The sequence below is a fragment of the Streptomyces sp. NPDC085524 genome, assembly GCF_044541755.1.
In the GTDB taxonomy this organism is placed as follows: Bacteria; Actinomycetota; Actinomycetes; order Streptomycetales; family Streptomycetaceae; genus Streptomyces.
In genome coordinates this window covers 104,016-128,786 of the sequence record NZ_JBITTH010000003.1, presented here as the reverse complement: position 1 = coordinate 128,786, position 24,771 = coordinate 104,016, and the positions used below count along the sequence as shown (strand labels likewise).

Here is a 24,771-nt window from a genome sequence, read left to right as displayed (position 1 = left end):
CCGGCCGCCCCATCCAGCCCGTCCGGCGTTTGAGGACCGGGGGTCCGGGGCGGAGCCCCGGGGAACGGTGGAAGGGCGGGGCGGGGAGCGGCTCCGCGCAGCGGAACCCCGGCGGCCCGCACGCGACGGGCCGCCGGGGCGGGGCACGCGGCGGGGCACCTCCTCGGCCGTCGAACGTTTCCACGGGGCCGGCCGAGTACGGGGTGGTTGCGTTCGACGCCCTGCGGGGGCACGCCGCCGCACACCCGACCCCGGCGGGGTCAGCACGGGCTGCAGGCCCCCGATGGGCGTGCGAGACCGGCGGGGGCGGCGCCGGCCCCGGCGGCGCGGTGGAGGGGTCAGGCCAGGCCGCGGCGGGCCACCGCCGGGGGGCGGTGCCCCTGGATCGACGCGACCATGTCGAGGACCTGCCGGGTCTCGGCGACCTCGTGCACCCGGTACACCTGCGCACCGAGCCACGCCGAGACGGCCGTCGTGGCCAGGGTGCCCAGCAGGCGTTCCTTGACCGGCCGGTCCAGGGTCTCGCCGACGAAGTCCTTGTTGGACAGGGAGACCAGCACCGGCCACCCCGTCGCCGCCATCTCGCCCAGCCGGCGCGTGGCCTCCAGCGAGTGGCGGGTGTTCTTCCCGAAGTCGTGGCCGGGGTCGATCATGATCCCGTCCCGGCGGACGCCCAGCGCGACGGCCCGTTCGGCGAGGCCGACCGTGACCTCCAGGATGTCGGCCATGACGTCCGCGTACTCGGTCCGGTGCGGCCGGGTCCGCGGTTCCACCCCGCCCGCGTGGGTGCAGACCAGCCCGGCGCCGTAACGCGCCGCGACCTCCGCCAGCTTGGGGTCCACCCCGCCCCACGCGTCGTTCAGGAGGTCCGCCCCGGCCTCGCAGACCGCCTCGCCGACCTCGTGCCGCCAGGTGTCCACGCTGATCACCACGTCAGGGTGGCGGCGGCGCACCTCGGCGACGAAGCCGACGGTGCGGCGGGCCTCCTCGGCCGCGTCGACGTGCTCGCCCGGGCCCGCCTTGACCCCGCCGATGTCGATGATCGCTGCGCCCTCGGCGACCGCCTGCTCGACCCGGTCCAGCGCCGGTTCGTCGCGGAACGTCGCGCCCTGGTCGTAGAAGGAGTCCGGGGTGCGGTTCACGATGGCCATGATCACCGGCTCGTGGGTGTCGAACTCGCGCCTGCCCAGTCGCAGCATCCTGCTCTTTCCTCCTTCGGCGGCCCCCCCGCCTCATCTGCGACCTTAACCTGGTGGTCGGAGTCTCTCGTGGGGAGTGATCGTGTTCTTCTTCTTGATGATCGCGCTGGTCGTGGTCGTGGCAGCGGTCACCCTGGCGGTGATCGGCGGGGGCTCGGAGGCCGTCCTGCCGGAAGCGGAACCGGACCGGGTGGCCGACGCGCTGCCGGAGACCCGGCCCGTCGTGCGGGCGGACATCGACGCGCTGCGGCTGCCCGTCGCGCCGCGCGGGTACCGGATGGCCGAGGTGGACGACGTACTGGACCGGCTGGCGGCGGAGCTGGCGGAGCGCGACGCGCGGATCGCCCAGCTGACGGCGCAGGCCGCGGCCGAACCGCAGGACGCGGTGCCGGCCGGGCAGGTCGACCTGACGAAGCACGGCGAGTGATGGGCGTCGCGATCGCGGGCCCGGACGGGGCGCTTCGCTGCCCCTGGGCCCTGTCCACGGAGGACTACGTCGCCTATCACGACACCGAGTGGGGCCGCCCGGTCCACGGCGACGACGCGCTGTACGAGCGGCTGTGCCTGGAGGCCTTCCAGTCGGGGCTGTCGTGGATCACGATCCTCCGGCGGCGGGAGGGCTTCCGGAAGGCCTTCGCCTCCTTCGAGATCGCGGCGGTCGCCGAGTTCGGGCCGGCGGACGCGGAGCGGCTGCTGGCCGACGAGGGGATCATCCGCAACCGGGCCAAGATCGAGGCGACGCTGGCCAACGCGAAGGTGCTCGCCGGGTGGGAGCCGGGCGAGCTGGACGAGCTGATCTGGTCCCACGCCCCCGAGAAGCCCGGCCCGGCCCCCCGCAGCATCGCCGACGTCCCGGCGGTCACCCCCGAGTCCACCGCGTTGGCCAAGGCGCTGAAGAAGGCCGGGATCCGCTTCGTCGGGCCGACGACGGCCTACGCCCTGATGCAGGCCTGCGGGCTGGTCAACGACCACCTGGCCGACTGCGCCTCCCGCGAAGCCTGAGCTCCGCGGGAGGGGGACCTCAGCGGCCCAGGTACTGCGGCGGCTGCTTCGCGAGGAAGGCCTGCACGGCGATGGCGTGGTCCTCGGAGGCGCCCGCGCGGGTCTGCAGGACGTCCTCGTGCTCCAGCGCCTCCGCGAGGGAGTGCGAGGCCCCGTAGGCCAGGGACTCCTTCACGGCGGCGTAGGCGACGGTCGGGCCGGAGGCCAGGGCGCGGGCCACGGCCTCGGCCTCGGCGCGCAGGGACTCCACGGGCACCAGGCGGTTGGCGATGCCGAGGTCGAACGCCTCCTGGGCCTTGACCGAGCGCGGGAAGAGCAGCAGGTCCGAGGCGCGGGAGGCGCCGATCAGGCGGGGGAGGGTCCAGGAGACCCCGGAGTCGGCGGTCAGCGCGACCCCGGCGAACGAGGTGTTGAAGGACGCCGTGTCGGCGACGACGCGGAAGTCCGCCGCCAGCGCGAAGCCGAAGCCCGCACCGGCCGCGACGCCGTTCACCCCGGCCACCACGGGCTTGGGCATCTCCGTCAGGGCACGGACGATCGGGTTGTAGTGCTCCGCGACCGTGTTCATGGTCAGCGAGGTCCCGGTCTCGCGGTCCGAGGCGAGGTTCCCGATGTGCTCCTTGAGGTCCTGACCCACGCAGAAGGCCCGGTCGCCGGCCGCGGTGAGCAGTACGGCCCGCACCGCGGTGTCGGCCGCCGCCGCCCGGACCGCGTCGCGCAGCGCGACCTTGGCCTCGGTGTTCATCGCGTTCATCGCGTCCGGACGGTTGATCGTGATGGTGGCGAGTCCGTCGGTCACTTCGTAGAGCACGCTGTCGGCCATGGCAGGGGGTCCCCCTTCGTCGCGGGCTTGACTACCGGCCGGTACCGGCCGGTGCAAGGGTCAGCATGGCGGACCGGACGGCGCGCGCACATGTGATGTGCGTCAAAGAAAGCGGACCGCGCGAGGGCGAAGTATCGCAGGCGGGTCCCCGAAATGAGTGGTTTTGGTCGAGCGCGTTGCCGAAGCGTTCACCGTTGAGGTTGGTCATCGGGTCCTGACATGCGGGATAATGGCCGGGAAGCAATGTGTTCGATGCCGGGTTCCAGGCGCCTGAATGGGGCCGTCGGCTGACGATGAGCTGGTTTCAGGAAGGGGAACGAGCATGGCGGCCATGAAGCCGCGGACGGGCGACGGCCCGCTCGAGGTCACCAAGGAGGGGCGGGGCATCGTCATGCGCGTACCGCTCGAGGGCGGCGGTCGGCTTGTCGTCGAGCTGACCCCCGACGAGGCGGACGCCCTGGGTGACGCCCTGAAGAAGGTCGTCGGCTAACCCGCTGACTGCACTTCCATCTGCATTCTCTGCGCTGCCCCGATCGCCTTGAGCGGTCGGGGCAGCGTTGTGTCCAGGACCGTGACCTTGATCGTCGGAGATGTGACGTGACGTTCTCCCCGCCGGCGCCGCCCGCCTTCGCGGACTGCACCCCCCGCCAGAAGGCGGCCCGGATCCTCACCGACGTGCTGGCGCCGGGGAACCTCGTCGTGGCCCTGCTCCTGCTGATCGGCTGGTTCAGCACCGGGTCCTGGTCCGGCCTCGGCTGGGGGCTGCTCGGCGCCCTGTTCTGCGGGGTGGTCCCGATCGGGATCGTCGTGCTCGGGGTGAAGCGCGGGGCCCTGACCGACCAGCACATACGGGTGCGGCGCCAGCGGACGGTCCCGATGGCGCTGAGCCTGGTCTCCGTCGTCGCCGGGATCACCCTGCTGCACGTGCTCGGCGCCCCGGCGGACGTCTTCGCGCTCGTCGTCGCGATGCTCGTCGGCCTGGTCTCGTCCCTGCTGGTGACGATCGGCTGGCAGATATCCATCCACATGTCGGTGGCCGGCGGCACGGTGATGATCCTGCTGCTGGTCTTCGGGGCGCCGGTGCTCCCGGCGGCGCTGCTCGCCGCCGCCGTCGGCTGGTCGCGGCTGGTGCTGAAGGCGCACACGCCGGCCCAGCTCGTCGCCGGCTCGGCGCTGGGCGGCACGGCGGCCCTCACCTTCGCGCTGCTGCGCTGACGGCCTGCGGGCCCGCGGGCCTACGGGTTCAGCGGCGTACGGCGCACAGCAGCCCGTCGCCCACCGGGAGCAGCGCGGACTCCAGCGCCGGGCTCTCCCGGACGCTGCGCAGCAGCTCGCGGACCCGGAGCACCTCCACCGGCTGGGCCGCGGAGTCGACCGTACGGCCGTCGGAGAAGACCCCCTCGAAGCAGACCAGTCCGCCGGGGCGCAGCAGGCGCAACGATTCAGCGAGGTAGTCGAGGGACTCGGTCGGGTCCCCGTCGCAGAAGACGAGGTCGTAGCCGCCGTCCGCGAGGCGGGGCAGGACGTCGAGGGCGCGGCCCGGGATGAAGCGGGCGCGGTTGCCCGCGAAGCCGGCGGCGCGGAAGGCCTGGCGGGCGAAGGCCTGCCGGTCCGGTTCCGGATCCACCGTGGTCAGCACCCCGTCGGGGCGCATGCCGTGGAGGAGGTGGATGCCGGAGACGCCGGTGCCGGTGCCGATCTCGGCGACCGCCTTGGCATCCGCGGTGGCGGCCAGCAGGCGCAGCGCGGCCCCGGTGCCGGGGGAGACGGAGCGCAGGCCCGCTTCCCTGGACCGGTCGCGGGCCCACCGCAGAGCGTCGTCCTCGGCGACAAACGCGTCGGCGAAAGCCCAGCTCGTCTGCCGGTTGCCGGTAATGACCCTCTCCTGTCCCCATAGTTGGCGCAACGGTGACTGTATCCGCTGACGTCGGGAACCCGCAGATGGGACCGGGCGTTGTGAAGGGTGGAGACGGGATCAGAAGGGACGGGGCCGGGCAGATCGACGGCCGGAGCACCTCTGTGACCTAAGACCCGCGTAAAGATACTGCAAAAAGGCTTATCCGGAGCTGACAGAGGGGGTGGCTATGGTAGGGACTCCGCTGGACACCACCAGAGCCGACAGGGGAGGTGCGGCTGCGCCTGTGGATCGTGGGGGCTTGTTCAGACGCCTCTTCTGGTCGGCCGGTGAGCCGAAATCCGTGACCAACATTGCTGACAGCTTCCACACCGCCACCGCAACCACCGCGACCTTCGCCGCCGATGCGGGCTCGCAGGCGTGGACCCCTCCCTCATGGGAGGAGATCGTCAGCACGCACAGCGCGCGGGTCTACCGCCTTGCCTACCGTCTGACGGGCAACCAGCACGACGCCGAGGACCTGACCCAGGAGGTCTTCGTCCGCGTCTTCCGCTCGCTGTCCACGTACACGCCGGGCACCTTCGAGGGCTGGCTGCACCGCATCACCACGAACCTGTTCCTGGACATGGTCCGCCGCAAGCAGCGGATCCGCTTCGACGCGCTCGGCGACGACGCCGCCGAGCGGCTGCCGAGCCGTGAGCCCTCCCCGCAGCAGGTGCTGCACGACACCCACTTCGACGCGGACGTCCAGCAGGCGCTGGACACCCTCGCGCCCGAGTTCCGCGCGGCCGTGGTGCTGTGCGACATCGAGGGCCTGTCGTACGAGGAGATCGCCGCGACCCTCGGCGTGAAGCTCGGCACCGTCCGCAGCCGTATCCACCGCGGCCGTTCACACCTGCGCAAGGCGCTCAAGCACCGGTCTCCCGAGGCCCGCGCGCAGCAGCGCGCGCTGGCGGGGGCGGCGGTGGGTGCGCCGGGTGCCGGGGGAGAGGGAGGAGCCGAGTGAGCGGAGTCGGTCCGTCCCCCGCCGAACACCACCTGGGCGACAGGCTCGCCGCCCTGGTGGACGGGGAGCTGAAGCACGACGCCCGCGAGCGCGTGCTGGCCCATCTGGCCACGTGCCCCAGGTGCAAGGCCGAGGCCGACGCACAGCGCCGGCTCAAGAGCATGTTCGTGGAGAGTGCGCCGCCACCGCTGTCCGCGGGGCTGCTGGCGCGGTTGCAGGGGCTGCCCGGCGGCGGTCCCGACGGCCCGCCGGGCCCCATGGGGCCGACCGGTGGGCCGGGTTCGGCGGGAGCGCCGGGTGATCAGCCGGCCGATCCCTTCGGCTCGTTCCCGTACGCCCTGGCGCAGCCGGGCATGCCGTCGCAGCCGCAGGGCTTCCGCATCCACGAAGTCGCCCGCCCGCGCCGCCGGTTCGCCTACGTCGCGGCGGGAGCGGTGTCGCTGGCCGCGCTCGCCCTGGGCGGGACGCTGCCGATGGAGACCGCCGAGCCGAACGTACGGGGGGAACAGCCCGCCCCCGCCTCCCGGCCCGGTCCCGTGGTCCCCGTCGCCGACGCCGCGGTCCGCGACCGGGTGCCGCAGCCGCCCATCGGGCCGACCCTCCTGTCGACCCTCGCGACCCCGCTGCCGCCGCTGCACCCCAGCCCGCCGGCCACCCCGCGTCCGGTCTCCCTGCTGCGCTGACCCGGGACCTGGTTGAATCTGCGGCACATGCGCATAGGTACGCGGGGAGCGCCCATGGCCGACAGGCAGCAGACCGAACCGGCTCCGTCGTGGTGGAGCCGGCCCGAGGGCACGGCCGAAGGCCGCCACGACTCGGTCCCGGCCCCCAGGCCGGAGGGCGGGTCCGACGCCCGGCCCGACGGCCCCGAGTGCGGGGCCGGGGCGGCGGAGGCCGGCCGGGAGCCGGACCCCGCCCGCCCGGTCCGGTACGACCCGTGGGGCGCCCAGCCCCTCCAGGCGCCCCTCCAGGTGGTGGACCGGGGCCGGGAGCGGCGCGGTTTCGGGCTCTGGCAGGTCGCCGCCCTCAGCGTGGCCACCGCCCTCCTCGCGGGCGGCATCGGCGGCTACCTCGGCGTCCTCGCCGAGCGGCAGAGCAGCACCCGCCTGGAGCTGCCCCAGGCGGCGGTCGCGGACAAGGGCCGAGCACCCGACAGCGTGGCCGGGATCGCGGCCACCGCACTGCCCGGAGTGGTGACCCTGCACGTGCGGAGCGCGAAGGGCGGCGGTACGGGAACCGGCTTCGTCCTCGACCAGCAGGGCCACATCCTGACCAACAACCACGTCGTCGCCGACGCCAAGGAGATAGCGGTCACCTTCAGCACCGGCGAGAGCGTCACCGCCGAGCTGGTCGGCCGTGACTCCGGATACGACCTGGCCGTGGTCAAGGTCACCGGGGTGCGCGGGCTCCAGCCGCTGAGCCTCGGCAACTCCGAGAACGTGAAGGTCGGCGACCCGGTGGTGGCCATCGGTGCCCCCTTCGACCTGTCCAACACCGTCACCGCCGGCATCATCAGCGCCACCGGGCGGCCCGTCACCGCGGGCGGCGACAAGGGCGACGGCAGCGACATCAGCTACGTCGACGCCCTCCAGACCGACGCCCCCATCAACCCGGGGAACTCCGGCGGCCCCCTCCTCGACGCCAAGGCCCACGTGGTCGGCATCAACAGCGCGATCCGGGGCGCCGACGGCGGCCGCGACGGCGACGAAGGGGTCCGGCAGGGCGGATCCATCGGCCTCGGCTTCGCCATCCCCATCAACCAGGGCAAGCGCGTCGCCGAGGAACTCATCCGCACCGGCCACGCCACGCACCCCGTGATCGGGGTCACCCTCGACATGGAGTACACGGGCGACGGAGCCCGGGTCGGGGACAAGGCCGAGGACGGCAAGCCCTCCGTGGTCTCCGGCGGGCCCGGCGCCCACGCCGGGATCAAGGCCGGCGACGTGATCACCAAGGTCGACGGGCAGCGCGTCCGCGGCGGCGACGAGCTGATCATCAAGATCAGGTCCCACCGTCCGGGCGACAAGCTGACCCTGACCGTGCAGCGCGGGGGCCGGGAGCAGACGCTGGAGGTCGTCCTGGGGTCGGCGAACGGCTCGTGAGCGCCGCGTGACGGCCGGATGAAACCGGTGCCCGGCCGTCACGCAGGTATGGGCGTGTGGACAAGGGCGGGTACCGTGTGTGCGGGCCCGCAGTGAGAGAGAACCGAGGAGCGGCAGGGTGTTCAACGACATAGGCGCACTCGAACTCGTCACGATCGTGGTGCTCGCGATCCTCGTCTTCGGTCCGGACAAGCTGCCCAAGGTCATCCAGGACGTCTCCGGGATCATCCGCAAGATCCGCTCGTTCTCCGACAGCGCCAAGCAGGACATCCGCTCCGAACTCGGACCGGAGTTCAAGGACTTCGAGTTCGAGGACCTGAACCCGAAGACCTTCATCCGCAAGCAGCTGACCGAGAACGAGGACCTCAAGGAGATCCGCAGCAGCTTCGACCTCCGCAAGGAGCTGAACGACGTCACCGACGCCGTCAACAGCAAGGAGGCCGACGCGGCCGCCGCCCCCGCGGGCGCCTCCGCCACGCCCGCCGGCACCGGCCCCGACCTGCTGAAGAAGCCCGCCGCCCCGGCCGCGGACCAGCGCGCCCGCTTCGACGCCGACGCCACGTAGGGGCTGCGCCTGCCCGCCGATCCGGGGTCCGATGGCTATCCTCCATCTGTCCGGATGTAGGACGCCCGAGGGGGGCGGGCCGTTCCGGACCCCACGGAACGAGAGGCCGCCCCATGGAGACGACGAGCAGTAGCCGGGTAGGTGCGCAAGCCCCCGAGGCCGCCGCGCCCGCGCCCGCCCCCGCCGCCGAACCCGCACAGGATCCGCAGAACGCCCCGCAACAGCCGCAGCAGGCGCCGCCGCAGCCGCAGGAGGCCGCCGCGCCCGTCCCGGCGGCCCGCCGGACCGCCGAGGGCTACCTGAGGGCAGACTTCCCCTGGTACGGGCTGGACGGGGCCTTCACCGGCCCCCGCTGGCTCATGCAGGTCGGCACCGGCGCCGACGGCACCGTGGAGCACGGCTCCACCGGCCACGGCGACGAGCCCTCCGCACGGGGCGAGATCGCCACCGGCGAGAAGGAGCGCTTCGCGGTGGTCGTCACCGTCGCGAGCAACCCGCTGCGCCGCAGCGGAGACGGCACCGGCGTCCTGGAGGCCACCTCGGTCTCCTCGGCGGCCTGGCTGGCCGGCTCCGGGCTGCTGGCGTACAGCTGGCCGGGCCAGATGGACCACTCCCTGCGCAACGACTGGCTCGACCAGCAGACGGAGGCCGCCTGGGAGCTCGCCGACGATCTGGACGGCGAGGACTGGTCGACGCTGTCGCTGCCGGTCGACGGGGAGCCGACGCCGTTTCACTACCGTGAGTCGGAGTTCGGGTGGGTGCTGGCCGGCTCCACGCGGGGCGGTGTCCATCTGGGGGCGTACGGGCGGGGGATGAGCGCGTACGGGCTCGGGTTCTCGGTGATCCCGGACCTCGGCGCGTACGAGTAGGGGGCGCAAGCCGAAGGGCACCGCCGGCCGGCGGTGCCCTTTTCGCGCTGCGCGGCCCGTGCGGGCCGGTGGTCGGCTCGTGCCCACCCGTTCCGCCCCAGGCGGAACGACTGCCCACGAGCCGCCGTCAGAACTTGTTCTTCGGGGTGATGCCCAGGGACATGCCCGAGAGGCCTCGGGCTCGGCCGCCCAGTTTGCCGGCGATCGCGCGCAGGGCCGCGCCGGCCGGGGAGTCCGGGTCGGCCAGGACGACCGGCTTGCCCTCGTCGCCGCCCTCGCGCAGGCGCACGTCGATCGGGATGGAGCCGAGCACCGGGACGGTCGCGCCGACCGTCTTCGTCAGGCCGTCGGCCACCTTCTGGCCGCCGCCCGAGCCGAACACGTCGACCATCTCGTCGCAGTGCGGGCACGGCAGGCCCGACATGTTCTCGACGACGCCGACGATCTTCTGGTGGGTCTGCACGGCGATCGAGCCGGCCCGCTCCGCGACCTCGGCCGCGGCCTGCTGCGGGGTGGTGACCACGAGGATCTCGGCGTTCGGGACCAGCTGGGCCACCGAGATGGCGATGTCGCCCGTGCCCGGCGGGAGGTCCAGCAGCAGCACGTCCAGGTCTCCCCAGAACACGTCCGCCAGGAACTGCTGGAGCGCCCGGTGCAGCATCGGACCGCGCCACACCACCGGGGCGTTGCCCGGGGTGAACATGCCGATGGAGATGACCTTCACGCCGTTCGCGGACGGCGGCATGATCATGTTCTCGACCTGGGTGGGCTTGCCGTCCACGCCGAGCATGCGCGGCACGCTGTGGCCGTAGATGTCGGCGTCGACCACGCCGACCTTCAGACCGTCCGCCGCCATCGCCGCGGCCAGGTTGACGGTGACCGAGGACTTGCCGACGCCGCCCTTGCCGGACGCGACCGCGTACACACGGGTCAGCGAGCCCGGCTTGGCGAAGGGCACCTCGCGCTCGGCGGTGCCGCCGCGCAGCGTGGCCGCCAGCTCCTTGCGCTGCTCGTCGCTCATCACGTCGAGGGTGACCGCGACGGAGGTCACGCCCGCGACCTTCCCGACGGCCTCGGTGACCAGCTGGGTGATGGTCTCGCGCATGGGACAGCCCGACACGGTCAGGTAGACGGTGACGGCGACCGCGCCGCCGTCGCCGATCTCCACCGATTTGACCATGCCGAGCTCGGTGATCGGCCGGTGGATCTCGGGGTCGTTCACCGTCGCCAGCGCGTCCAGGATCGCGTCCTGCTCGGGCACGGCGGCGTCGGCGGCGGAGCTTGTGTCGGTAGCCATGCCCCGATGGTACGGCTCGGTAGCAGGGCTCAGGAAAGCCCGTCAGCGGTCGCCTTCGTCACGTTCCTGCGGGAATAGCCGCCGCTCGTCCATCTCCTTGATCAGGTCCTGGAACTCGGACCGGATCCAGTCACGCGTCGCGACCTCGCCCAGACCCATCCGCAGGGCCGCGATCTCCCGGGTCAGGTACTCGGTGTCGGCGATGGAGCGCTCGTTCTGCTTGCGGTCCTGCTCGAGGTTGACCCGGTCCCGGTCGTCCTGCCGGTTCTGCGCGAGCAGGATCAGCGGAGCCGCGTACGAGGCCTGGAGGGACAGCATCAGCGTCAGGAAGATGAAGGGGTACTTGTCGAACCGCAGGTGCTCCGGCGCGAAGATGTTCCACAGCACCCAGCAGATGATGACGACCGTCATCCAGACGATGAACCGGCCCGTGCCGAGGAACCGCGCCACCCGCTCCGACAGCCGCCCGAAGGCCTCCGGGTCGTACTCCGGCAGCAGCCGGCGCCTTGAGGGCCGCGGCACGTCGAGGCGGACCCGCGACCGGGTGAGCGCGCTCGAACCGGTCGCCGAGGCCGCCTTCACCCGTTCGCCCCGCTCGAAGGCGGAACGTTCCGCCCGTTCGCCCGACTCCACGTTCAGCCCGAGCTCGCGCGCCTGCGCGCGCGCCCGCTCGCGCCGCTCGCGGATCTGCTCCCGGCGTCGCTCGCGCGCCTGCTCCTTCTCGGAGCGCCCCCGTTCAGTGGCCACCCACGGCCTCCTCGGAGTGGAAGTCCTTCTCGCGCCAGTCGTCCGGCAGCAGGTGGTCCAGTACGTCGTCCACCGTCACCGCGCCCAGCAGCGAACCGCTCTCGTCGACCACCGGCACCGCCACCATGTTGTAGGCGGCCAGGTAGCTGGTCACCACCGGCAGCGAGGCGTCCGGACGCAGCGGCGGCAGGTCCGTGTCCACGATCGAGCTGACCAGCGTGAACGGAGGGTCCCGCAGCAGCCGCTGGAAGTGCACCGTGCCCAGGTACTTGCCCGTCGGGGTCTCGTCCGGCGGCCGGCACACGTACACCTGCGCCGCCAGCGCCGGAGAAAGGTCCGACTGCCGTACGCGGGCCAGCGCGTCCGCGACCGTCGCGTCCGGCCGCAGCACGATCGGCTCCGTGGTCATCAGACCGCCGGCGGTGTTCTCCTCGTACGACAGCAGGCGCCGCACGTCGGCCGCGTCGTCCGGCTGCATCAGCGTCAGCAGCCGCTCCTTGTCGTCCTCCGGCAGCTCGGAGAGCAGGTCGGCCGCGTCGTCCGGGTCCATCGCCTCCAGGACGTCGGCGGCGCGCTCCTCCTTCAGCTTGCCGAGGATCTCCACCTGCTCGTCCTCGGGGAGCTCCTCCATGACGTCCGCGAGCCGGTCGTCGTCGAGGGCGTTGGCCACCTCGGCGCGGCGCTTCGGCGTCAGGTGGTGCAGGACGTTCGCCACGTCGGCGGGGCGCATCTGCTCGAACGTCGCGACCAGGTTCTCGGCGCCCTGCCCGTGCTCCTCCAGGGAGAAGCCCGTCACCGCGGACCACTCCACCGTCAGGGTCTCGCCGCGCCGGCGCAGGGCGCCGCCCTTGCCCTTGCGTACGAAGATCTTGTCGATCTCCCAGTCCCTGCGGGCCGGCAGCTGCTGGATGGCCACGTCCAGGACCGTGACCTCCTCGCCCGTCGCGGTCAGCGTCACCCGGCGGTCCAGCAGCTCGCCGAGGATCAGCCGCTCGGTGGGGCGCTGCTCGAAGCGGCGCATGTTGACGACACCGGTCGTGATCACCTGACCGGACTCCACGCCCGTGACCCGGGTCATCGGCAGGAAGATCCGGCGCCGGCTGACCACCTCGACCACCAGGCCCAGCAGGCGCGGCGGCCGTCCGCCGACGCGCAGCATCGCCACGAGGTCGCGGACCCGCCCGACCTGGTCGCCGTTGGGGTCGAAGACGGGCACACCCGACAGATGCGAGACGAAGATCCGCGGGGCGCCACCAGCCATCCGAGCGCCTCCTAGAGCGTCCCTCAACAGTCCTGCCGCTCCTCAGGCTAGCCCGTGCCCGGTGCAAGCGTCCTGGTGGGGCGGTCCGCGTGGGTGCGGTGCGGGTGTGCTGCGGGTGCGGCGTGCGGGTACCGGGCGGGTAGCCGGGGCGCGGTCACGGCGGGCGGAGCGGCGGCAGGTACGCTGCCTGCGGCTCGCAGCCGTACCCCAGCACCGCCCGCACGACGAGAGGCACCTGCCCGTGACCGCCTACTTCCCTGCCGCGCGCCTGCGCCGGGCCGCGTTCATCGGTGCGCTGTGCGCGGGACTCGCCGTCACCGGCACGGGCTGCGGCTCGGACCCGGACGAGGGGACGAACGGGGTCGGCAAGCTGTCCGCGGACAAGATCGAGGAGAAGGCGAAGGCGGCCGCCACGGCCGCCGACTCCGTGCACCTGTCCGGCACGCTCGTGAGCGGCGGCAAGTCCTTCACCCTCGACATGCGGCTGAAGTCGGACGGCGGCTCCGGCGAGGTGAAGTCCAAGGACGACACCTTCCAGCTGCTGCGGGTGGGGGAGCAGCTGTACCTGAAGGCGAGCGCGGCGTTCTGGGGGCAGTCCGACTCGGCGGGCAAGCTCGGCGACAAGTACGTGAAGGTGCCGGAGAGCGACCCCACGTACAAGCAGTTCCGCGGCTTCACCGACATGCACGTCCTGCTGGACGGGCTGCTCGGCCTGGAGGGCAAGCTCGCCAAGGGCTCCTACACGAAGGTCGGACACACCCGGGCCGTGCAGGTCTCGGCGGCCGAGGGCAAGGGCGGCAAGCTGTCGGTCTCCCTGGAAGGCACCCCGTACCCGCTGATGCTGGAGCGGGCGGGCGGCGCCGGGCGGGTGGAACTCGCGGAGTGGGGCAAGCCGTTCCCCCTCGACCCGCCGGCGCAGGACCAGACGGTGGACTACGGTACGCAGCTCCCGACGACGAAGGACCAGGGCAACGACGGCACCGCCCCGGCGCCGTCGAAGGGGTCGGGGCAGGGGTCGAACCCCACGAAGCCGTAACCCCACGGGGCGGCGGGCAGACCCCGTCCGGCGGGCCCGAACCTTCGGGGCCGCTGCCCAGCCCCGCCGCCCTCCGGGGGCCCGTCCCCCCGGCGCTGCGCACCCGTCGGCCTGTCCGTGCTCCGCCCGTCACCCCTACGGCGCTCCGCGCCCGCGCCTCGAACGCCGGCGAGGCCGGACGGTCCCGGCCCGCCCGCACCTTCCAGCCCGGCCGCACCATGCAGCCCGTCCGGCGTTTGAGGACCGGGGTCCGGGGCGGAGCCCCGGGTCTTTCAGCCCCGCCGGCGTTTGAGGCGCGGGTCCGGGCAGAGCCCGGTTTCGGGAAGGGGCGGGGTGGGGGAACGGCCCCGCGCAGCAGCCCGCACGCAGCCGGCCGCCGGGGCCGGGCGCGCGGCGGGGCACCTCCTCGGCCGTCGAGCGTTTCCAGGGGCCGGAGGAGGGAGGGTGGTTGCGTTCGACGCCCTGCGGGGGCTCCCGGCCGCACACCCGGCCCCGGCGGGGCCTACGGGCGGGGCTTCTTGCGCTTCAGGAGGAGCTTCGGGAGGTGGGCCGGGATCGGGCGGCGGGTGATGGCCGGGGAGGCCAGCGGAGCCGCGGCCAGCGAACCGGCCGGGAGCGCGCCGACGGCCTGCGGCTCCAGCCGCAGCAGCCGGCACTCCCGCGCCCACCGCTCCGTCATCTCCTCCGAGTCGGGCGCGTTCAGCCGCTTGCCCTTGAGCTCGGCGACCGCCGCGGCCCATTCCTCGCCGCGGGGCGGCAGTTCCCGCACGGTCGCGGTCCAGGCGACCAGCCGCCCGCCCTTGTCCTTGCTCCGCACCGTCACCTCGGCCGTCGCACCGTCCGCCAGCGCGGGGAACGGCTGCTCGCCGGGTCCGTCGCCCAGCACGTGCGCGGCGCCGTCCACCCAAGCGTGCCACAGGGCGCGGTCCGCTCCGGCGCCGCGGACCCAGATCAGGCCGGACTTCTTGGTGGCCTCCTCGACGAGGGCCAGGTCGAGCGTGCTGAGAGTCATGCGCACAGAGTAGGGGAGGTCACACGGCCGCGGCCGGGCGGGAGTCGCCCCGCCACGCGGCCGCGAGCAGCAGCGCGCCCGGGGCGACCCCGGCGACCGCCGCCACCGTGGCGGCCGAGGCGCCCCCGAACGCCAGGGCCATTCCGGCGGCTCCGCAGACGGACATGGCCGCGGCGAGCACCCGGAGCGCCGGCATGCGCCAGACGGCGGCCAGTCCGAAGAAGTGCACGCCGACGACGAGGGCGATCCAGCCCACCGTCGCCCGCGGCGTGTCCAGCACGTTGGTGATGACCGCCGCCCCGCCGAGGGCGGCGATCACCTCGGCGGCCACCACGTACCAGTAGGTGCGGCCGAAGCCCGCCCTCGGAGCGGTCCCGGTGCTGCTGCGGCGTATCGACAGGAAGAGGCCGAGGAAGGCGGCGACGGCGGCCACTCGGATGGGGGCGGACAGTGCTTGTGGCAGTGCCCCCGCGTTGGCCTGGATGAAGGCCAGGCCGAAGAGGCCACCGATGAGTTGCCCCAACTGGTTCTTTTTCATGATCGTCAGAATTTCACAGCCACCCGTGGCGGTGCAGGGCCCGGTGGATGGTGAAGCAGCTGGCGACGATGGCGGCCATCACCATCGGGTAGCCGTACTTCCAGTGGAGTTCGGGCATGTGGTCGAAGTTCATGCCGTAGACCCCGCAGATCATGGTGGGTACGGCGATGATCGCCGCCCACGAGGTGATCTTGCGCATGTCCTCGTTCTGGGCGACGGTCGCCTGCGCGAGGTTGGCCTGGAGGATCGAGTTCAGCAGTTCGTCGAAGCCGACGACCTGCTCGTGCACGCGGGCGAGGTGGTCGGCGACGTCGCGGAAGTACTTCTGGATGTCCGGGTCGACCAGCCGCATCGGGCGCTCGCTGAGCAGCTCCATCGGCCGCAGCAGGGGGGACACCGCCCGCTTGAACTCCAGCACCTCGCGCTTGAGCTGGTAGATGCGGCCCGCGTCGCCGCCGCGGGTGGCGCCCTTGGTGGGGGCCGCGAAGACGGCGCTCTCCACCTCGTCGATGTCGTCCTGGACGGCCGCCGCGACCGCGATGTACCCGTCGACCACGTGGTCCGCGATGGAGTGCAGGACCGAGGAGGGGCCCTTGGCGAGCAGGTCCGGCTCGTCCTGGAGGCGGTGGCGCAGTCCCTTCAGGGAGCCCTGGCCGCCGTGCCGGACGGTGATGACGAAGTCGGGGCCGGTGAAGCACATCACCTCGCCGGTCTCCACCACCTCGCTGGTGGCGGTCAGTTCGGCGTGCTCCACGTAGTGGATCGTCTTGAAGACGGTGAAGAGGGTGTCGTCGTACCGCTCCAGCTTCGGCCGCTGGTGCGCGTGCACCGCGTCCTCCACGGCGAGGGGGTGCAGCCCGAAGGTGGCGGCGATCCCCGCGAACTCCGCCTCGGTCGGCTCGTGCAGGCCGATCCAGGCGAAACCGCCGTCCTCGCGGACCCGGCGGATCGCCTCACGGGGCGTCAGGCAGGCCGTCCCCTGTACGCGCCGGCCGTCGCGGTACACGGCGCAGTCGACCACCGCACTGCTGGCGGAGGGGTCGCGAGTGGTGTCGTAGCCGGGCTGGACGGGAGTGGGCTTGCGGAGCGACGGACGGACGGCCGCACGCAGGTAGGGCAGCATCGACATGGCAGGCTCCTTCTCGCGCACGGCTGCGGACCGCACGGGTGGGAGACCTTCCGGGGGCGCGGGCGGGTGGGCCCGGGCAGGCGGAAGGAACAGGACGGGAGGACAAAGACGTTCTGCCGTCGCTCTTCTACTGATTCAGGGTGTCAGGGGAGCGGAAGAGCGATTGGTACTGCACGATCGACTTCGGTCCATCGCAGCCCCACCTCCTCCGGCCGGTCCCCCGTGGGGGACGTCCTGTCGTCCAGGGCCTTGAAACAACGCTTCTGCGTGCGGCCCGAACCAGCTGTCAACACTATCAGCCGACTGATGGTCAAGACCCGCCCTTTACCCGCCTGATACGAGTTCTATGCTCGCTCCATGGCAGAAATTCTGGCCCTCGTCGAGGCCCGGCTGCGCACCGCGTTCGGTGAACCCGACGCCCGCGCCGCCGTCACCTTCCTGGGCACCGACCGCATCGAGGTACTCCGCTTCGCCGAGGGAGACCTCGTGCGGTACGCGACCCTCGGAATGTCCGCGCACCCGATGACCGACCCGACCGACATGGTCGCCGACCCCGTCCGCGGGCCGCGCGCCGAGCTCGTGCTGACCGTACGAGGAGGACTCGCGCCCACCGACAAACTGCTCCGGCCGCTCGCCGTGCTGGCGGCCTCACCTCAGGTCGAGGGCCTGATCGTGGCCCCCGGCGCCTCGCTCGACGTGGGCGAACCGCTCTGGGACGGGGCCGCCTTCAGCTCCGTGCTCGTGGCCGAACCGGGCGGCCTGGTGGAGGACCTGGAGCTCGACGAGCCCATGGACCCGGTCCGCTTCCTGCCGCTGCTGCCGATGACCGCGAACGAGGCCGCGTGGAAACGCGTGCACGGCGCCGCGGCCCTCCAGGAGCGCTGGCTCGCCCGCGGCACGGACCTGAGGGACCCGATGCGCAGCGCGGTCGCACTGGACTGACCCCCGGCCGGCCGCCCGGACCGGCTGCCCGGATGGGTGAGCCAGCCTTGACGGGCGGGCGGCCGGGGAGGAGCGTGGCTTCTTATGAGGGGTGAACCAAGTTGCCCGAAGTGCGGTGGCCGGGTCAGGGCGCCCGGACTCTTCTCCGACTCCTGGCAGTGCGCCGTGCACGGCACTGTCCACCCCCTGCAACCGGTCATCCCGCCCAGCGTGGAGGCCCTGGGCGTCGTGGTGCACCGGGCTCAGGTGCCGGTGTGGATGCCCTGGCCGCTGCCGGTGGGCTGGTTGTTCACGGGGGTCGCGTCCGCGGGTGACGACCGCAACGGGGGCCGGGCGACGGCCGTGGCCTGCTCGGGGCCCGGCCCGCTGGGCGGCATCGGCGAGCTGGTGCTGGTCGCGGAGGAGCTGGGGGTGGGCCTCGGCGCGCGGTACGCGGGCATCGACGGACCCGACCCCGGCGCGCACATCGACGTGTCGGCGCCGCCCCACGCCAAGGTCGTGGCCGCCGGCCGCCCGACACCGCTGTGGCACCTGAGCAAGGCCCCCGACGACCGGGCCGTCTTCGCGGGCGAGGCGCGGGGCCTGTGGTTGTGGGCGATCGTGTGGCCGGAGCAGACCGGCCTCCTCATGTACGACGAGCTCGTCCTCACCGATCTCCGCGATGCGGGGGCGGAGGTCGAGCTCCTTCCGTGCGGGGCCCTGAGCCCCCGCATCCTGGGGCCGTCCTAGGGGCTGTCCTTCGGATCGGGCCGGATCAGGGAGCGGGGCCTGGGAGGTCTGGACCAGAGGGGGCCGACGGCGCGGGTATCCTGGAGTGTCCCCTCGTCCGTCCGAACCCTGGAGCCCGGCTGTGCGCATCGACCTGCACGCCCACTCCACGGCTTCCGACGGTACGGACACCCCCGCCGAGCTGGTGCGCAATGCCGCCGCCGCGGGGCTGGACGTGGTCGCGCTGACCGACCACGACACCGTGGGCGGGTACGCCGAGGCCGTCGCCGCGGTGCCGGCCGGGCTGACGCTGGTCACGGGCGCCGAGCTGTCCTGCCGCCTCGACGGGGTCGGGATGCACATGCTCGCGTACCTCTTCGACCCCGAGGAGCCGGAGCTCGCCCGCGAGCGGGAGCTCGTCCGGGACGACCGGACCCCCCGCGCGCAGACCATGGTCGGCAAGCTCCAGGCCCTCGGCGTGGACGTCACCTGGGAACAGGTGGCCCGGATCGCCGGTGCGGGATCGGTCGGGCGGCCGCACATCGCCACCGCCCTCGTCGAGCTGGGCGTCGTGCCCACCGTGTCGGACGCCTTCACGCCCGAGTGGCTGGCCGACGGCGGCCGCGCGTACGCCGAGAAGCACGAGCTCGACCCCTTCGACGCCATCCGCCTGGTCAAGGCGGCCGGCGGGGTCACCGTCTTCGCACACCCCCTCGCCGTCAAGCGCGGCGAGTGCGTGCCCGAGGCCGCGATCGCCGAGCTGGCGGCCGCGGGCCTGGACGGCATCGAGGTGGACCACATGGACCACGACGCCGACACCCGCGCCCGGCTGCGCGACCTGGCGGCGGACCTCGGGCTGCTGACCACCGGGTCCAGCGACTACCACGGCAGCCGCAAGACGTGCCGACTCGGGGAGTACACGACCGACCCCGAGATCTACGGCGAGATCACGCGCCGCGCGACCGGGGCCTTCCCGGTGCCCGGCGCCGGCGGACGCGAGCGCTGACGGACGGCCTTCCGGCCCGCCCGTCCCGTCCCTCCCGTACTTCTTTCCGCTCTTCTGCGCGATACCCCCATTTCGCGACACCCCTCACCTGCAAGGCATCACTGTGTTTGATTTCGCCGTCTTCGGATCCCTATTCCTCACGCTTTTCGTGATTATGGACCCCCCGGGGATCACGCCGATCTTCCTCGCCCTGACCTCCGGCCGTCCCGCCAAGGTGCAGCGCCGCATGGCCTGGCAGGCCGTCTGCGTGGCCTTCGGCGTCATCGCCGTCTTCGGTCTCTGCGGCCAGCAGATCCTGGACTACCTGCACGTCTCCGTCCCGGCGCTGATGATCGCCGGCGGTCTGCTGCTCCTGCTCATCGCCCTGGACCTGCTGACCGGCAAGACGGACGAGCCGAAGCAGACCAAGGACGTGAACGTGGCCCTCGTCCCGCTGGGCATGCCGCTGCTGGCCGGGCCCGGTGCGATCGTGTCCGTGATCCTCGCCGTGCAGAAGGCCGACGGGTTCGGCGGGCAGGTCTCCGTCTGGACCGCGATCGCCGCCATGCACGTCGTGCTGTGGCTGACGATGCGCTACTCCCTGGTGATCATCCGGGTCATCAAGGACGGCGGCGTGGTCCTCGTGACCCGGCTCGCCGGCATGATGCTCTCCGCGATCGCCGTCCAGCAGATCATCAACGGCGTGCTCCAGGTCGTGCGCGGGTCCTGAGCCCGCGGCCGCCGCGCATGCGAACGCCCCCGCACCGGGACCGGTGCGGGGGCGCGAACGTATTGCGCGAAGCGTCAGCTGGACGCACTCTCGGCCGGTCGGATCAGAATGCGCTGGCCGACGGCCGCGGCCTGCTGCACGATCCGCTTGACGGAGGACGCGTCCACGACGGTGCTGTCCACGGCGGTCCCGTCGACGTCGTCCAGGCGCAGAATCTCGAAGCGCACGGGCTTCTCCCTTCGTCGGTGTTCTCCTTGCACTGGGTCAACGAAGAGTGGGCCGCAATCATTCCCTACGCTAAAGAAATTTTTTCACTGGCTAAGGACTAGTGGGTACGGGAGTCCCCGGCGGTGTCCCAGAAGGCTGCCAGTGCACCTGCCGTGACCTGCGGAGACTCCGCGTTCGGCGAGTGTTCCGCACCCGGGACCACCACCCGCTGGGCACCCAGCCGCCGCGCCATCTCGTCCATCAGCGGGACCGGCCAGGCGTAGTCGACCTCGCCGGAGAGGACCAGCTTCGGCAGACCGGCGCGGCTCAGCTCCTCCACCCGGTCCGGCTCGGAGATCAGCACCCGGCCCGTGACGATCAGCTGCTCAGGGGCGGTGGCCAGCCACCGCCCGCGCAGGAACTCCGCCAGCTCGGGGGAGTCCGCGACCGCGTCCTCGGGATCCTGCGCCCGCATCGCCGCCCAGATTCCCGGCATGTCGTGGCCCATCGCCTCGAGTGCGGCGACCAGCAGTTTCGTACGCACCTGCTGCTCCTGCGAGATCGCGGCCGGCCCGCTGCTCATCAGGGTCAGCGAGGCGAACGCCGACGGGTCGCGCAGCACCGCGGCGCGCGAGATCAGCCCGCCGAGCGAGTGCCCGACCAGGTGCACCGGCCCCGCCCCCAGCGCCGCGGCCTGCGCCAGGACGTCCTGCGCCAGCTCCTCCAGGGCGTACGGGGCCTCCTCGCGCGGACCCGCGCTCTCGTGCTGGCCGCGCCCGTCGACTGCGACGACCCGGTACCCGGCGGCGGCCAGCGGCTCCAGGAGGCCGATGAAGTCCTCCTTGCTCCCCGTGAACCCGGGGACCAGCAGGGCGGTGCCGCGGACGGGCTCACCGGCCTCGTGCACGGCGAACTCACCGCGGGCGGTGGAGAGGCGGTACCCACGGGCGACGGACGGCAGGGTGAGGCGCGGCGGCTTGCTCATGGCCCGAGGTTACCGGCCCGTAGGGGGTGGCGGGGGCCCGGGTACGCCGACGGCCCCGGCCCCCTCGAAAGGGGACCGGGGCCGTCGGTGCGGTACGGGAACCGGGGGCGCCTACGCCTCCGGAGCGGCCGCGGCCTTGCGGGTGCGCGTGCGCTTCGGCTTGGCCGGAGCCTCCTCCGCTGCGACGGCGGCTTCGGCGGCGACCGGAGCGGCCTCGGCGACCGGGGCGGCCGCGGCCTTGCGCGTACGGGTCCGCTTCGGCTTGGCCGGGGCCTCCTCCGCCACCACGGGGGCTGCGGCGACGACCTCGGCGACGGCCTCGGCCACCACAGGAGCCGCCTCGGCGACCTTGCGGGGACGCGTCGTGCGGCGCGCCTTCACCGGCTCGACCGGCGGAGCCATCTGGAAGTCCGGCTCGGGAGCCGTCTCGACCTTGCGGACCGGCCGGCGCGGGGCCCGGCGGACGGGCTCCACGGGCGGGGCCGCCTGGACGTCCGGCGTGATGCCGGCGACCGGAGCCACGGCCTTCTGGGTCGGCCGGCGGCGCGCACGGACCGGAGCCTCCTCCGCCACGGGGGCGGCGGCGACCGGAACCGCCTCGGCGACCGGAGCCGCCTCGGCGACCGGAGCCGCCTCGGCGACCGGAGCCGCCTCCACGGCCTGGGCCGGCACCGTGCCGACGCGGGTGCGGCGGCGGCGCGGCCTGCGCGGCTCGTCGGCGGCCGGAGCGGCCGGAGCCTGAGGGGCCTCGGCCACGGGAGCGGCGTCGGCGGTCTCGGAGCCGAGCTCCGCACCGCCACGGGTGCGACGGCGCTGACGCGGCGTACGGGTACGCGCGGGGCGCTCCTCCGTCACGACGGCGGCTGCGGCCGGACCGCGACCGCCACGGCCACCGCGGCCGCCGGTCTCGCCCAGGTCCTCGAGCTCCTCGGCCTTCAGGCCGGCCCGCGTGCGCTCGGCGCGCGGCAGGATGCCCTTGGTGCCGGCCGGGATGTTCAGTTCCTCGAACAGGTGCGGGGACGTGGAGTACGTCTCGACCGGGTCGTGGAAGTCCAGCTCCAGCGCCTTGTTGATCAGCTGCCAGCGCGGGATGTCGTCCCAGTCCACCAGCGTGACGGCGGTGCCCTTGTTGCCCGCGCGGCCGGTGCGGCCCACGCGGTGCAGGAAGGTCTTCTCGTCCTCCGGCGTCTGGTAGTTGATGACGTGGGTCACACCCTCGACATCGATACCGCGCGCGGCGACGTCGGTGCACACCAGCACGTCGACCTTGCCGTTGCGGAACGCGCGCAGCGCCTGCTCGCGCGCACCCTGGCCCAGGTCGCCGTGGACGGCGCCCGAGGCGAAGCCGCGCTTCTCCAGCTGCTCGGCGATGTCCGCGGCCGTGCGCTTGGTACGGCAGAAGATCATGGCCAGCCCGCGGCCCTCGGCCTGCAGGATGCGGGAGACGAGCTCCGGCTTGTCCATGTTGTGCGCACGGAAGACGTGCTGCGCGATGTTGGCGACGGTCGCGCCCTCGCCGTCCTCGGAGACGGCGCGGATGTGCGTCGGCTGCGACATGTACCGGCGGGCCAGGCCGATGACCGCGCCCGGCATGGTCGCCGAGAACAGCATCGTCTGACGCCGCGCGGGCAGCAGGTTCATGATCTTCTCGACGTCGGGCAGGAAGCCCAGGTCGAGCATCTCGTCGGCCTCGTCCAGGACGAGGGCCTTGACGTGGGACAGGTCGAGCTTCTTCTGCCCGGCCAGGTCCAGCAGGCGGCCCGGGGTGCCGACGATGACGTCGACGCCCTTCTTGAGCGCCTCGACCTGGGGCTCGTACGCGCGGCCGCCGTATATGGCGAGGACGCGGACGTTGCGGACCTTGCCCGCGGTGAGGAGGTCGTTGGTGACCTGGGTGCACAGCTCGCGGGTCGGAACCACCACGAGGGCCTGCGGGGCGTCGGTCAGCTGGTCGGGCCTGGCCCGGCCGGCCTCGACGTCCGCGGGGACGACGACCCGCTCCAGCAGCGGAAGGCCGAAACCGAGCGTCTTGCCGGTACCGGTCTTCGCCTGGCCGATGACGTCCGTGCCGGAAAGGGCGACGGGGAGGGTCATCTCCTGGATCGGGAAGGGGGACACGATGCCGACGGCCTCGAGGGCCTCGGCCGTCTCGGGATAGATCCCGAGGTCTCGGAACGTAGTCAGGGTGCTGCCTCTTCTGTGAGACGCGGCGCGAGGCGGCGAGGGGGGTCGTACCGTGCCGTGCTTGCAGTACTGCCACGTACGAAGCTGCGCGGGACCACTGGCCTTCGCTCAAGCGCATCTGCCGCTGAGGGGGCCCCTCGTAGGAGGCGGTACGCATGAACGTACTCACCACACCGAGGGCGGTCGGTTGGAGCCGATCGGGCCACCGACCGGGCATCCTCATTCGGATGCGCCGCCGAGTATTCGGCAAGCGCATTACCACTGTACCCCGGATTCGCGCAGGTGTGTCGGGTGAATTCACCGGGTCGACGCGTTTAGGTGTCACGACAGTGAGCAGGAGTGGTGACTTGGCGCGCCTTTCGGCGGGCTATTGTGCGGAGCATGCCGACCGTTGAAAACGCCTCGCCCGCCGACGACAGCACCCCCGCCGAAGCCGTGGGCATCGCCGCCCAGGACTGGGCGACGGCCTCCGCCTCGCCGCAGTACCGGGCCGCCGTCGTGGACCTGCTCGGCGCACTCGCGTACGGCGAGCTCGCGGCCTTCGAGCGCCTCGCGGAGGACGCGAAGCTCGCGCCCACCCTCGACGACAAGGCCGAGCTCGCCGCCATGGCCTCCGCCGAGTTCCACCACTTCGAGCGACTGCGCGACCGGCTCGCCGCCATCGAGGCCGAGCCCACCGCCGCCATGGAGCCCTTCGCGAAGGGCGTCGACGACTTCCACCGCCAGACCGCGCCGTCGGACTGGCTGGAGGGCCTGGTCAAGGCGTACGTCGGCGACTCGATCGCCAGCGACTTCTACCGCGAGGTCGCCAGCCACCTGGACACCGACACCCGCGCGCTCGTGCTCGGCGTGCTCGACGACACCGGCCACGGCAACTTCGCCGTCGAGAAGGTCCGCGCCGCGATCGAGGCGGACCCGCGCTGCGGCGGTCGGCTCGCCCTGTGGGCCCGCCGCCTGATGGGCGAGGCCCTCTCGCAGGCCCAGCGCGTGGTCGCCGAGCGCGACGCGCTCTCCACCATGCTGGTCGGCGGCGTCGACGGCATGGCGGCCGGCTTCGACCTGGCGGCCGTCGGCGAGATGTTCACCCGCATCACCAAGGCCCACACCAAGCGCATGGCGGCCCTGGGGCTCGCCGCCTAGCAGTACCCGCACTACCCGTACGACACGGAGGCCCCGGCGCGCATCACGGCGCGCCGGGGCCTCCGTCTCGTCGAGGACGACTCGTACGGGATCTGCCGTCAGCCCTGCGTCGGGAGCGAAAACGGAGTCCTGTGGGACTGCCTGCGGGGCCCTGCGGCCGGACGGAGCAGCAGCGACAGGACCACCGCCGAGACGAGCACCGCCCCGACGAAGGTCGCCATCAGCGTGTTGTGCCCGGGGCCCAGTGCGAAGTGCGTCAGATACGCCCCGAACAGCGCCCCCAGCACTCCGCTGACCAGCACGATCCTCGGGGAGGGCAGCCGCTGCGCCAGCACTCTCGCGGCTGTCGCGGAAAGGGCGAGGCCCAGCAGAGCAGAGCCGAGCGCTTCCATCAGCAGCATGGGTCCCTCCGAAACGTCGGGGCAAACCGGGTCACTGCCGTCCTACCC

Annotated in this window: 28 protein-coding genes; 15 read left to right on the top strand and 13 right to left on the bottom strand. The window is 72.8% G+C overall.

The annotated features are described in order from the left end of the window. Window positions 1-338: 338 nt before the first annotated feature. Window positions 339-1,199, bottom strand: a complete 861-nt coding sequence (folP, locus tag ACIGFK_RS05490) for a dihydropteroate synthase (RefSeq protein ID WP_376659731.1) — start codon at window positions 1,197-1,199, stop codon at window positions 339-341. A 76-nt stretch (window positions 1,200-1,275) separates the two neighbouring features. Here folP and ACIGFK_RS05485 point away from each other — a divergent pair, with 76 nt between their 5' ends. Then, the gene (locus ACIGFK_RS05485; RefSeq protein WP_376659730.1) at window positions 1,276-1,626 is read left to right on the top strand and encodes a DivIVA domain-containing protein; all 351 of its coding nucleotides are present in this window, start codon (window positions 1,276-1,278) and stop codon (window positions 1,624-1,626) included. Then, the gene (locus tag ACIGFK_RS05480; RefSeq protein ID WP_376659729.1) at window positions 1,626-2,201 is read left to right on the top strand and encodes a DNA-3-methyladenine glycosylase I; all 576 of its coding nucleotides are present in this window, start codon (window positions 1,626-1,628) and stop codon (window positions 2,199-2,201) included. The genes ACIGFK_RS05485 and ACIGFK_RS05480 overlap by 1 nt, the downstream gene beginning before the upstream one ends. A gap of 19 nt (window positions 2,202-2,220) precedes the next feature. Here the strand turns inward: ACIGFK_RS05480 and ACIGFK_RS05475 are convergent, their stop codons facing one another. Continuing rightward, on the bottom strand, window positions 2,221-3,024 hold the full coding sequence (locus ACIGFK_RS05475; protein WP_400050649.1) for an enoyl-CoA hydratase/isomerase family protein: 804 nt from the start codon (window positions 3,022-3,024) through the stop codon (window positions 2,221-2,223). Between the two features lie 322 nt (window positions 3,025-3,346). Here ACIGFK_RS05475 and ACIGFK_RS05470 point away from each other — a divergent pair, with 322 nt between their 5' ends. Further along, window positions 3,347-3,514, top strand: a complete 168-nt coding sequence (locus ACIGFK_RS05470) for a DUF3117 domain-containing protein (protein ID WP_003966491.1) — start codon at window positions 3,347-3,349, stop codon at window positions 3,512-3,514. Between the two features lie 107 nt (window positions 3,515-3,621). Continuing rightward, window positions 3,622-4,239, top strand: coding sequence for a hypothetical protein (locus ACIGFK_RS05465; protein ID WP_376659727.1), 618 nt, complete (start codon window positions 3,622-3,624; stop codon window positions 4,237-4,239). A gap of 28 nt (window positions 4,240-4,267) precedes the next feature. Here the strand turns inward: ACIGFK_RS05465 and ACIGFK_RS05460 are convergent, their stop codons facing one another. Further along, window positions 4,268-4,930 (bottom strand): class I SAM-dependent methyltransferase, encoded by a 663-nt coding sequence (locus ACIGFK_RS05460; RefSeq protein WP_360867549.1) that lies wholly within the window; start codon window positions 4,928-4,930, stop codon window positions 4,268-4,270. Between the two features lie 178 nt (window positions 4,931-5,108). Between ACIGFK_RS05460 and sigE the strand changes: the two genes are divergently transcribed. The 5 genes from sigE to ACIGFK_RS05435 all read left to right on the top strand — a co-directional run bounded on the left by sigE (window position 5,109) and on the right by ACIGFK_RS05435 (window position 9,421). Then, a complete protein-coding gene (gene sigE / locus ACIGFK_RS05455) occupies window positions 5,109-5,885 on the top strand; it encodes an RNA polymerase sigma factor SigE (RefSeq protein WP_376659726.1) in 777 nt (258 codons plus the stop codon). After that, window positions 5,882-6,568 (top strand): zf-HC2 domain-containing protein, encoded by a 687-nt coding sequence (locus ACIGFK_RS05450; RefSeq protein ID WP_376659725.1) that lies wholly within the window; start codon window positions 5,882-5,884, stop codon window positions 6,566-6,568. Before sigE ends, ACIGFK_RS05450 begins: the two co-directional genes overlap by 4 nt. A 54-nt stretch (window positions 6,569-6,622) precedes the next feature. Continuing rightward, window positions 6,623-7,987 (top strand): S1C family serine protease, encoded by a 1,365-nt coding sequence (locus ACIGFK_RS05445; RefSeq protein ID WP_376659724.1) that lies wholly within the window; start codon window positions 6,623-6,625, stop codon window positions 7,985-7,987. A gap of 118 nt (window positions 7,988-8,105) precedes the next feature. After that, a complete protein-coding gene (locus ACIGFK_RS05440; protein ID WP_386468862.1) occupies window positions 8,106-8,552 on the top strand; it encodes a sec-independent translocase in 447 nt (148 codons plus the stop codon). 113 nt (window positions 8,553-8,665) lie between these two features. Continuing rightward, window positions 8,666-9,421 (top strand): hypothetical protein, encoded by a 756-nt coding sequence (locus ACIGFK_RS05435; RefSeq protein WP_386468860.1) that lies wholly within the window; start codon window positions 8,666-8,668, stop codon window positions 9,419-9,421. 127 nt (window positions 9,422-9,548) lie between these two features. Here the strand turns inward: ACIGFK_RS05435 and ACIGFK_RS05430 are convergent, their stop codons facing one another. From ACIGFK_RS05430 to ACIGFK_RS05420, 3 genes are all read right to left on the bottom strand, one after another. Beyond that, window positions 9,549-10,718: an Mrp/NBP35 family ATP-binding protein gene (locus ACIGFK_RS05430; protein WP_376662290.1), complete on the bottom strand. Its 1,170-nt coding sequence runs from the start codon at window positions 10,716-10,718 to the stop codon at window positions 9,549-9,551. A 42-nt stretch (window positions 10,719-10,760) separates the two neighbouring features. Continuing rightward, window positions 10,761-11,300, bottom strand: coding sequence for a DUF1003 domain-containing protein (locus tag ACIGFK_RS05425; protein ID WP_376662293.1), 540 nt, complete (start codon window positions 11,298-11,300; stop codon window positions 10,761-10,763). Window positions 11,301-11,454: 154 nt separating this feature from the next. After that, complete coding sequence (locus tag ACIGFK_RS05420) at window positions 11,455-12,726, bottom strand: magnesium transporter MgtE N-terminal domain-containing protein (RefSeq protein WP_376662291.1); 1,272 nt, start codon at window positions 12,724-12,726, stop codon at window positions 11,455-11,457. 241 nt (window positions 12,727-12,967) lie between these two features. Here ACIGFK_RS05420 and ACIGFK_RS05415 point away from each other — a divergent pair, with 241 nt between their 5' ends. Beyond that, window positions 12,968-13,762 carry a hypothetical protein gene (locus tag ACIGFK_RS05415; RefSeq protein ID WP_376662292.1) on the top strand — a complete coding sequence of 265 codons (795 nt, stop codon included), beginning with the start codon at window positions 12,968-12,970 and terminating at the stop codon, window positions 13,760-13,762. Between the two features lie 502 nt (window positions 13,763-14,264). Here the strand turns inward: ACIGFK_RS05415 and ACIGFK_RS05410 are convergent. From ACIGFK_RS05410 to ACIGFK_RS05400, 3 genes are read right to left on the bottom strand one after another with little or no spacing between them, the layout of a single operon-like run. Beyond that, the gene (locus tag ACIGFK_RS05410; RefSeq protein WP_376661583.1) at window positions 14,265-14,774 is read right to left on the bottom strand and encodes a hypothetical protein; all 510 of its coding nucleotides are present in this window, start codon (window positions 14,772-14,774) and stop codon (window positions 14,265-14,267) included. 19 nt (window positions 14,775-14,793) lie between these two features. Then, the gene (locus ACIGFK_RS05405) at window positions 14,794-15,312 is read right to left on the bottom strand and encodes a hypothetical protein (RefSeq protein WP_386470149.1); all 519 of its coding nucleotides are present in this window, start codon (window positions 15,310-15,312) and stop codon (window positions 14,794-14,796) included. A 13-nt stretch (window positions 15,313-15,325) separates the two neighbouring features. Further along, complete coding sequence (locus ACIGFK_RS05400) at window positions 15,326-16,441, bottom strand: magnesium and cobalt transport protein CorA (RefSeq protein ID WP_376661585.1); 1,116 nt, start codon at window positions 16,439-16,441, stop codon at window positions 15,326-15,328. 357 nt (window positions 16,442-16,798) lie between these two features. Here ACIGFK_RS05400 and ACIGFK_RS05395 point away from each other — a divergent pair, with 357 nt between their 5' ends. The 4 genes from ACIGFK_RS05395 to ACIGFK_RS05380 all read left to right on the top strand — a co-directional run bounded on the left by ACIGFK_RS05395 (window position 16,799) and on the right by ACIGFK_RS05380 (window position 19,806). Continuing rightward, the gene (locus ACIGFK_RS05395) at window positions 16,799-17,383 is read left to right on the top strand and encodes a suppressor of fused domain protein (RefSeq protein ID WP_376661586.1); all 585 of its coding nucleotides are present in this window, start codon (window positions 16,799-16,801) and stop codon (window positions 17,381-17,383) included. An 84-nt stretch (window positions 17,384-17,467) separates the two neighbouring features. Beyond that, on the top strand, window positions 17,468-18,112 hold the full coding sequence (locus tag ACIGFK_RS05390) for a DUF6758 family protein (protein ID WP_376661587.1): 645 nt from the start codon (window positions 17,468-17,470) through the stop codon (window positions 18,110-18,112). A 121-nt stretch (window positions 18,113-18,233) separates the two neighbouring features. Then, a complete protein-coding gene (locus tag ACIGFK_RS05385; RefSeq protein ID WP_376661588.1) occupies window positions 18,234-19,097 on the top strand; it encodes a PHP domain-containing protein in 864 nt (287 codons plus the stop codon). A 103-nt stretch (window positions 19,098-19,200) separates the two neighbouring features. Then, window positions 19,201-19,806 (top strand): MarC family protein, encoded by a 606-nt coding sequence (locus ACIGFK_RS05380; protein WP_376661589.1) that lies wholly within the window; start codon window positions 19,201-19,203, stop codon window positions 19,804-19,806. A 74-nt stretch (window positions 19,807-19,880) separates the two neighbouring features. Here ACIGFK_RS05380 and ACIGFK_RS05375 read toward each other — a convergent pair whose 3' ends face one another. From ACIGFK_RS05375 to ACIGFK_RS05365, 3 genes are all read right to left on the bottom strand, one after another. Next, complete coding sequence (locus ACIGFK_RS05375) at window positions 19,881-20,033, bottom strand: hypothetical protein (RefSeq protein WP_376661590.1); 153 nt, start codon at window positions 20,031-20,033, stop codon at window positions 19,881-19,883. Window positions 20,034-20,131: 98 nt separating this feature from the next. Beyond that, the gene (locus ACIGFK_RS05370; protein ID WP_386470156.1) at window positions 20,132-20,998 is read right to left on the bottom strand and encodes an alpha/beta fold hydrolase; all 867 of its coding nucleotides are present in this window, start codon (window positions 20,996-20,998) and stop codon (window positions 20,132-20,134) included. 111 nt (window positions 20,999-21,109) lie between these two features. After that, window positions 21,110-23,116, bottom strand: a complete 2,007-nt coding sequence (locus ACIGFK_RS05365) for a DEAD/DEAH box helicase (protein ID WP_400050642.1) — start codon at window positions 23,114-23,116, stop codon at window positions 21,110-21,112. Window positions 23,117-23,563: 447 nt separating this feature from the next. On the opposite strand from ACIGFK_RS05365, the gene ACIGFK_RS05360 reads away from it, so the two are divergent. Next, window positions 23,564-24,322 (top strand): ferritin-like fold-containing protein, encoded by a 759-nt coding sequence (locus ACIGFK_RS05360; protein WP_376661593.1) that lies wholly within the window; start codon window positions 23,564-23,566, stop codon window positions 24,320-24,322. A gap of 98 nt (window positions 24,323-24,420) precedes the next feature. On the opposite strand, the gene ACIGFK_RS05355 is transcribed toward ACIGFK_RS05360, so the two are convergent. After that, window positions 24,421-24,723, bottom strand: coding sequence for a hypothetical protein (locus ACIGFK_RS05355; protein ID WP_376662073.1), 303 nt, complete (start codon window positions 24,721-24,723; stop codon window positions 24,421-24,423). Between the last annotated feature and the right edge of the window lie 48 nt (window positions 24,724-24,771).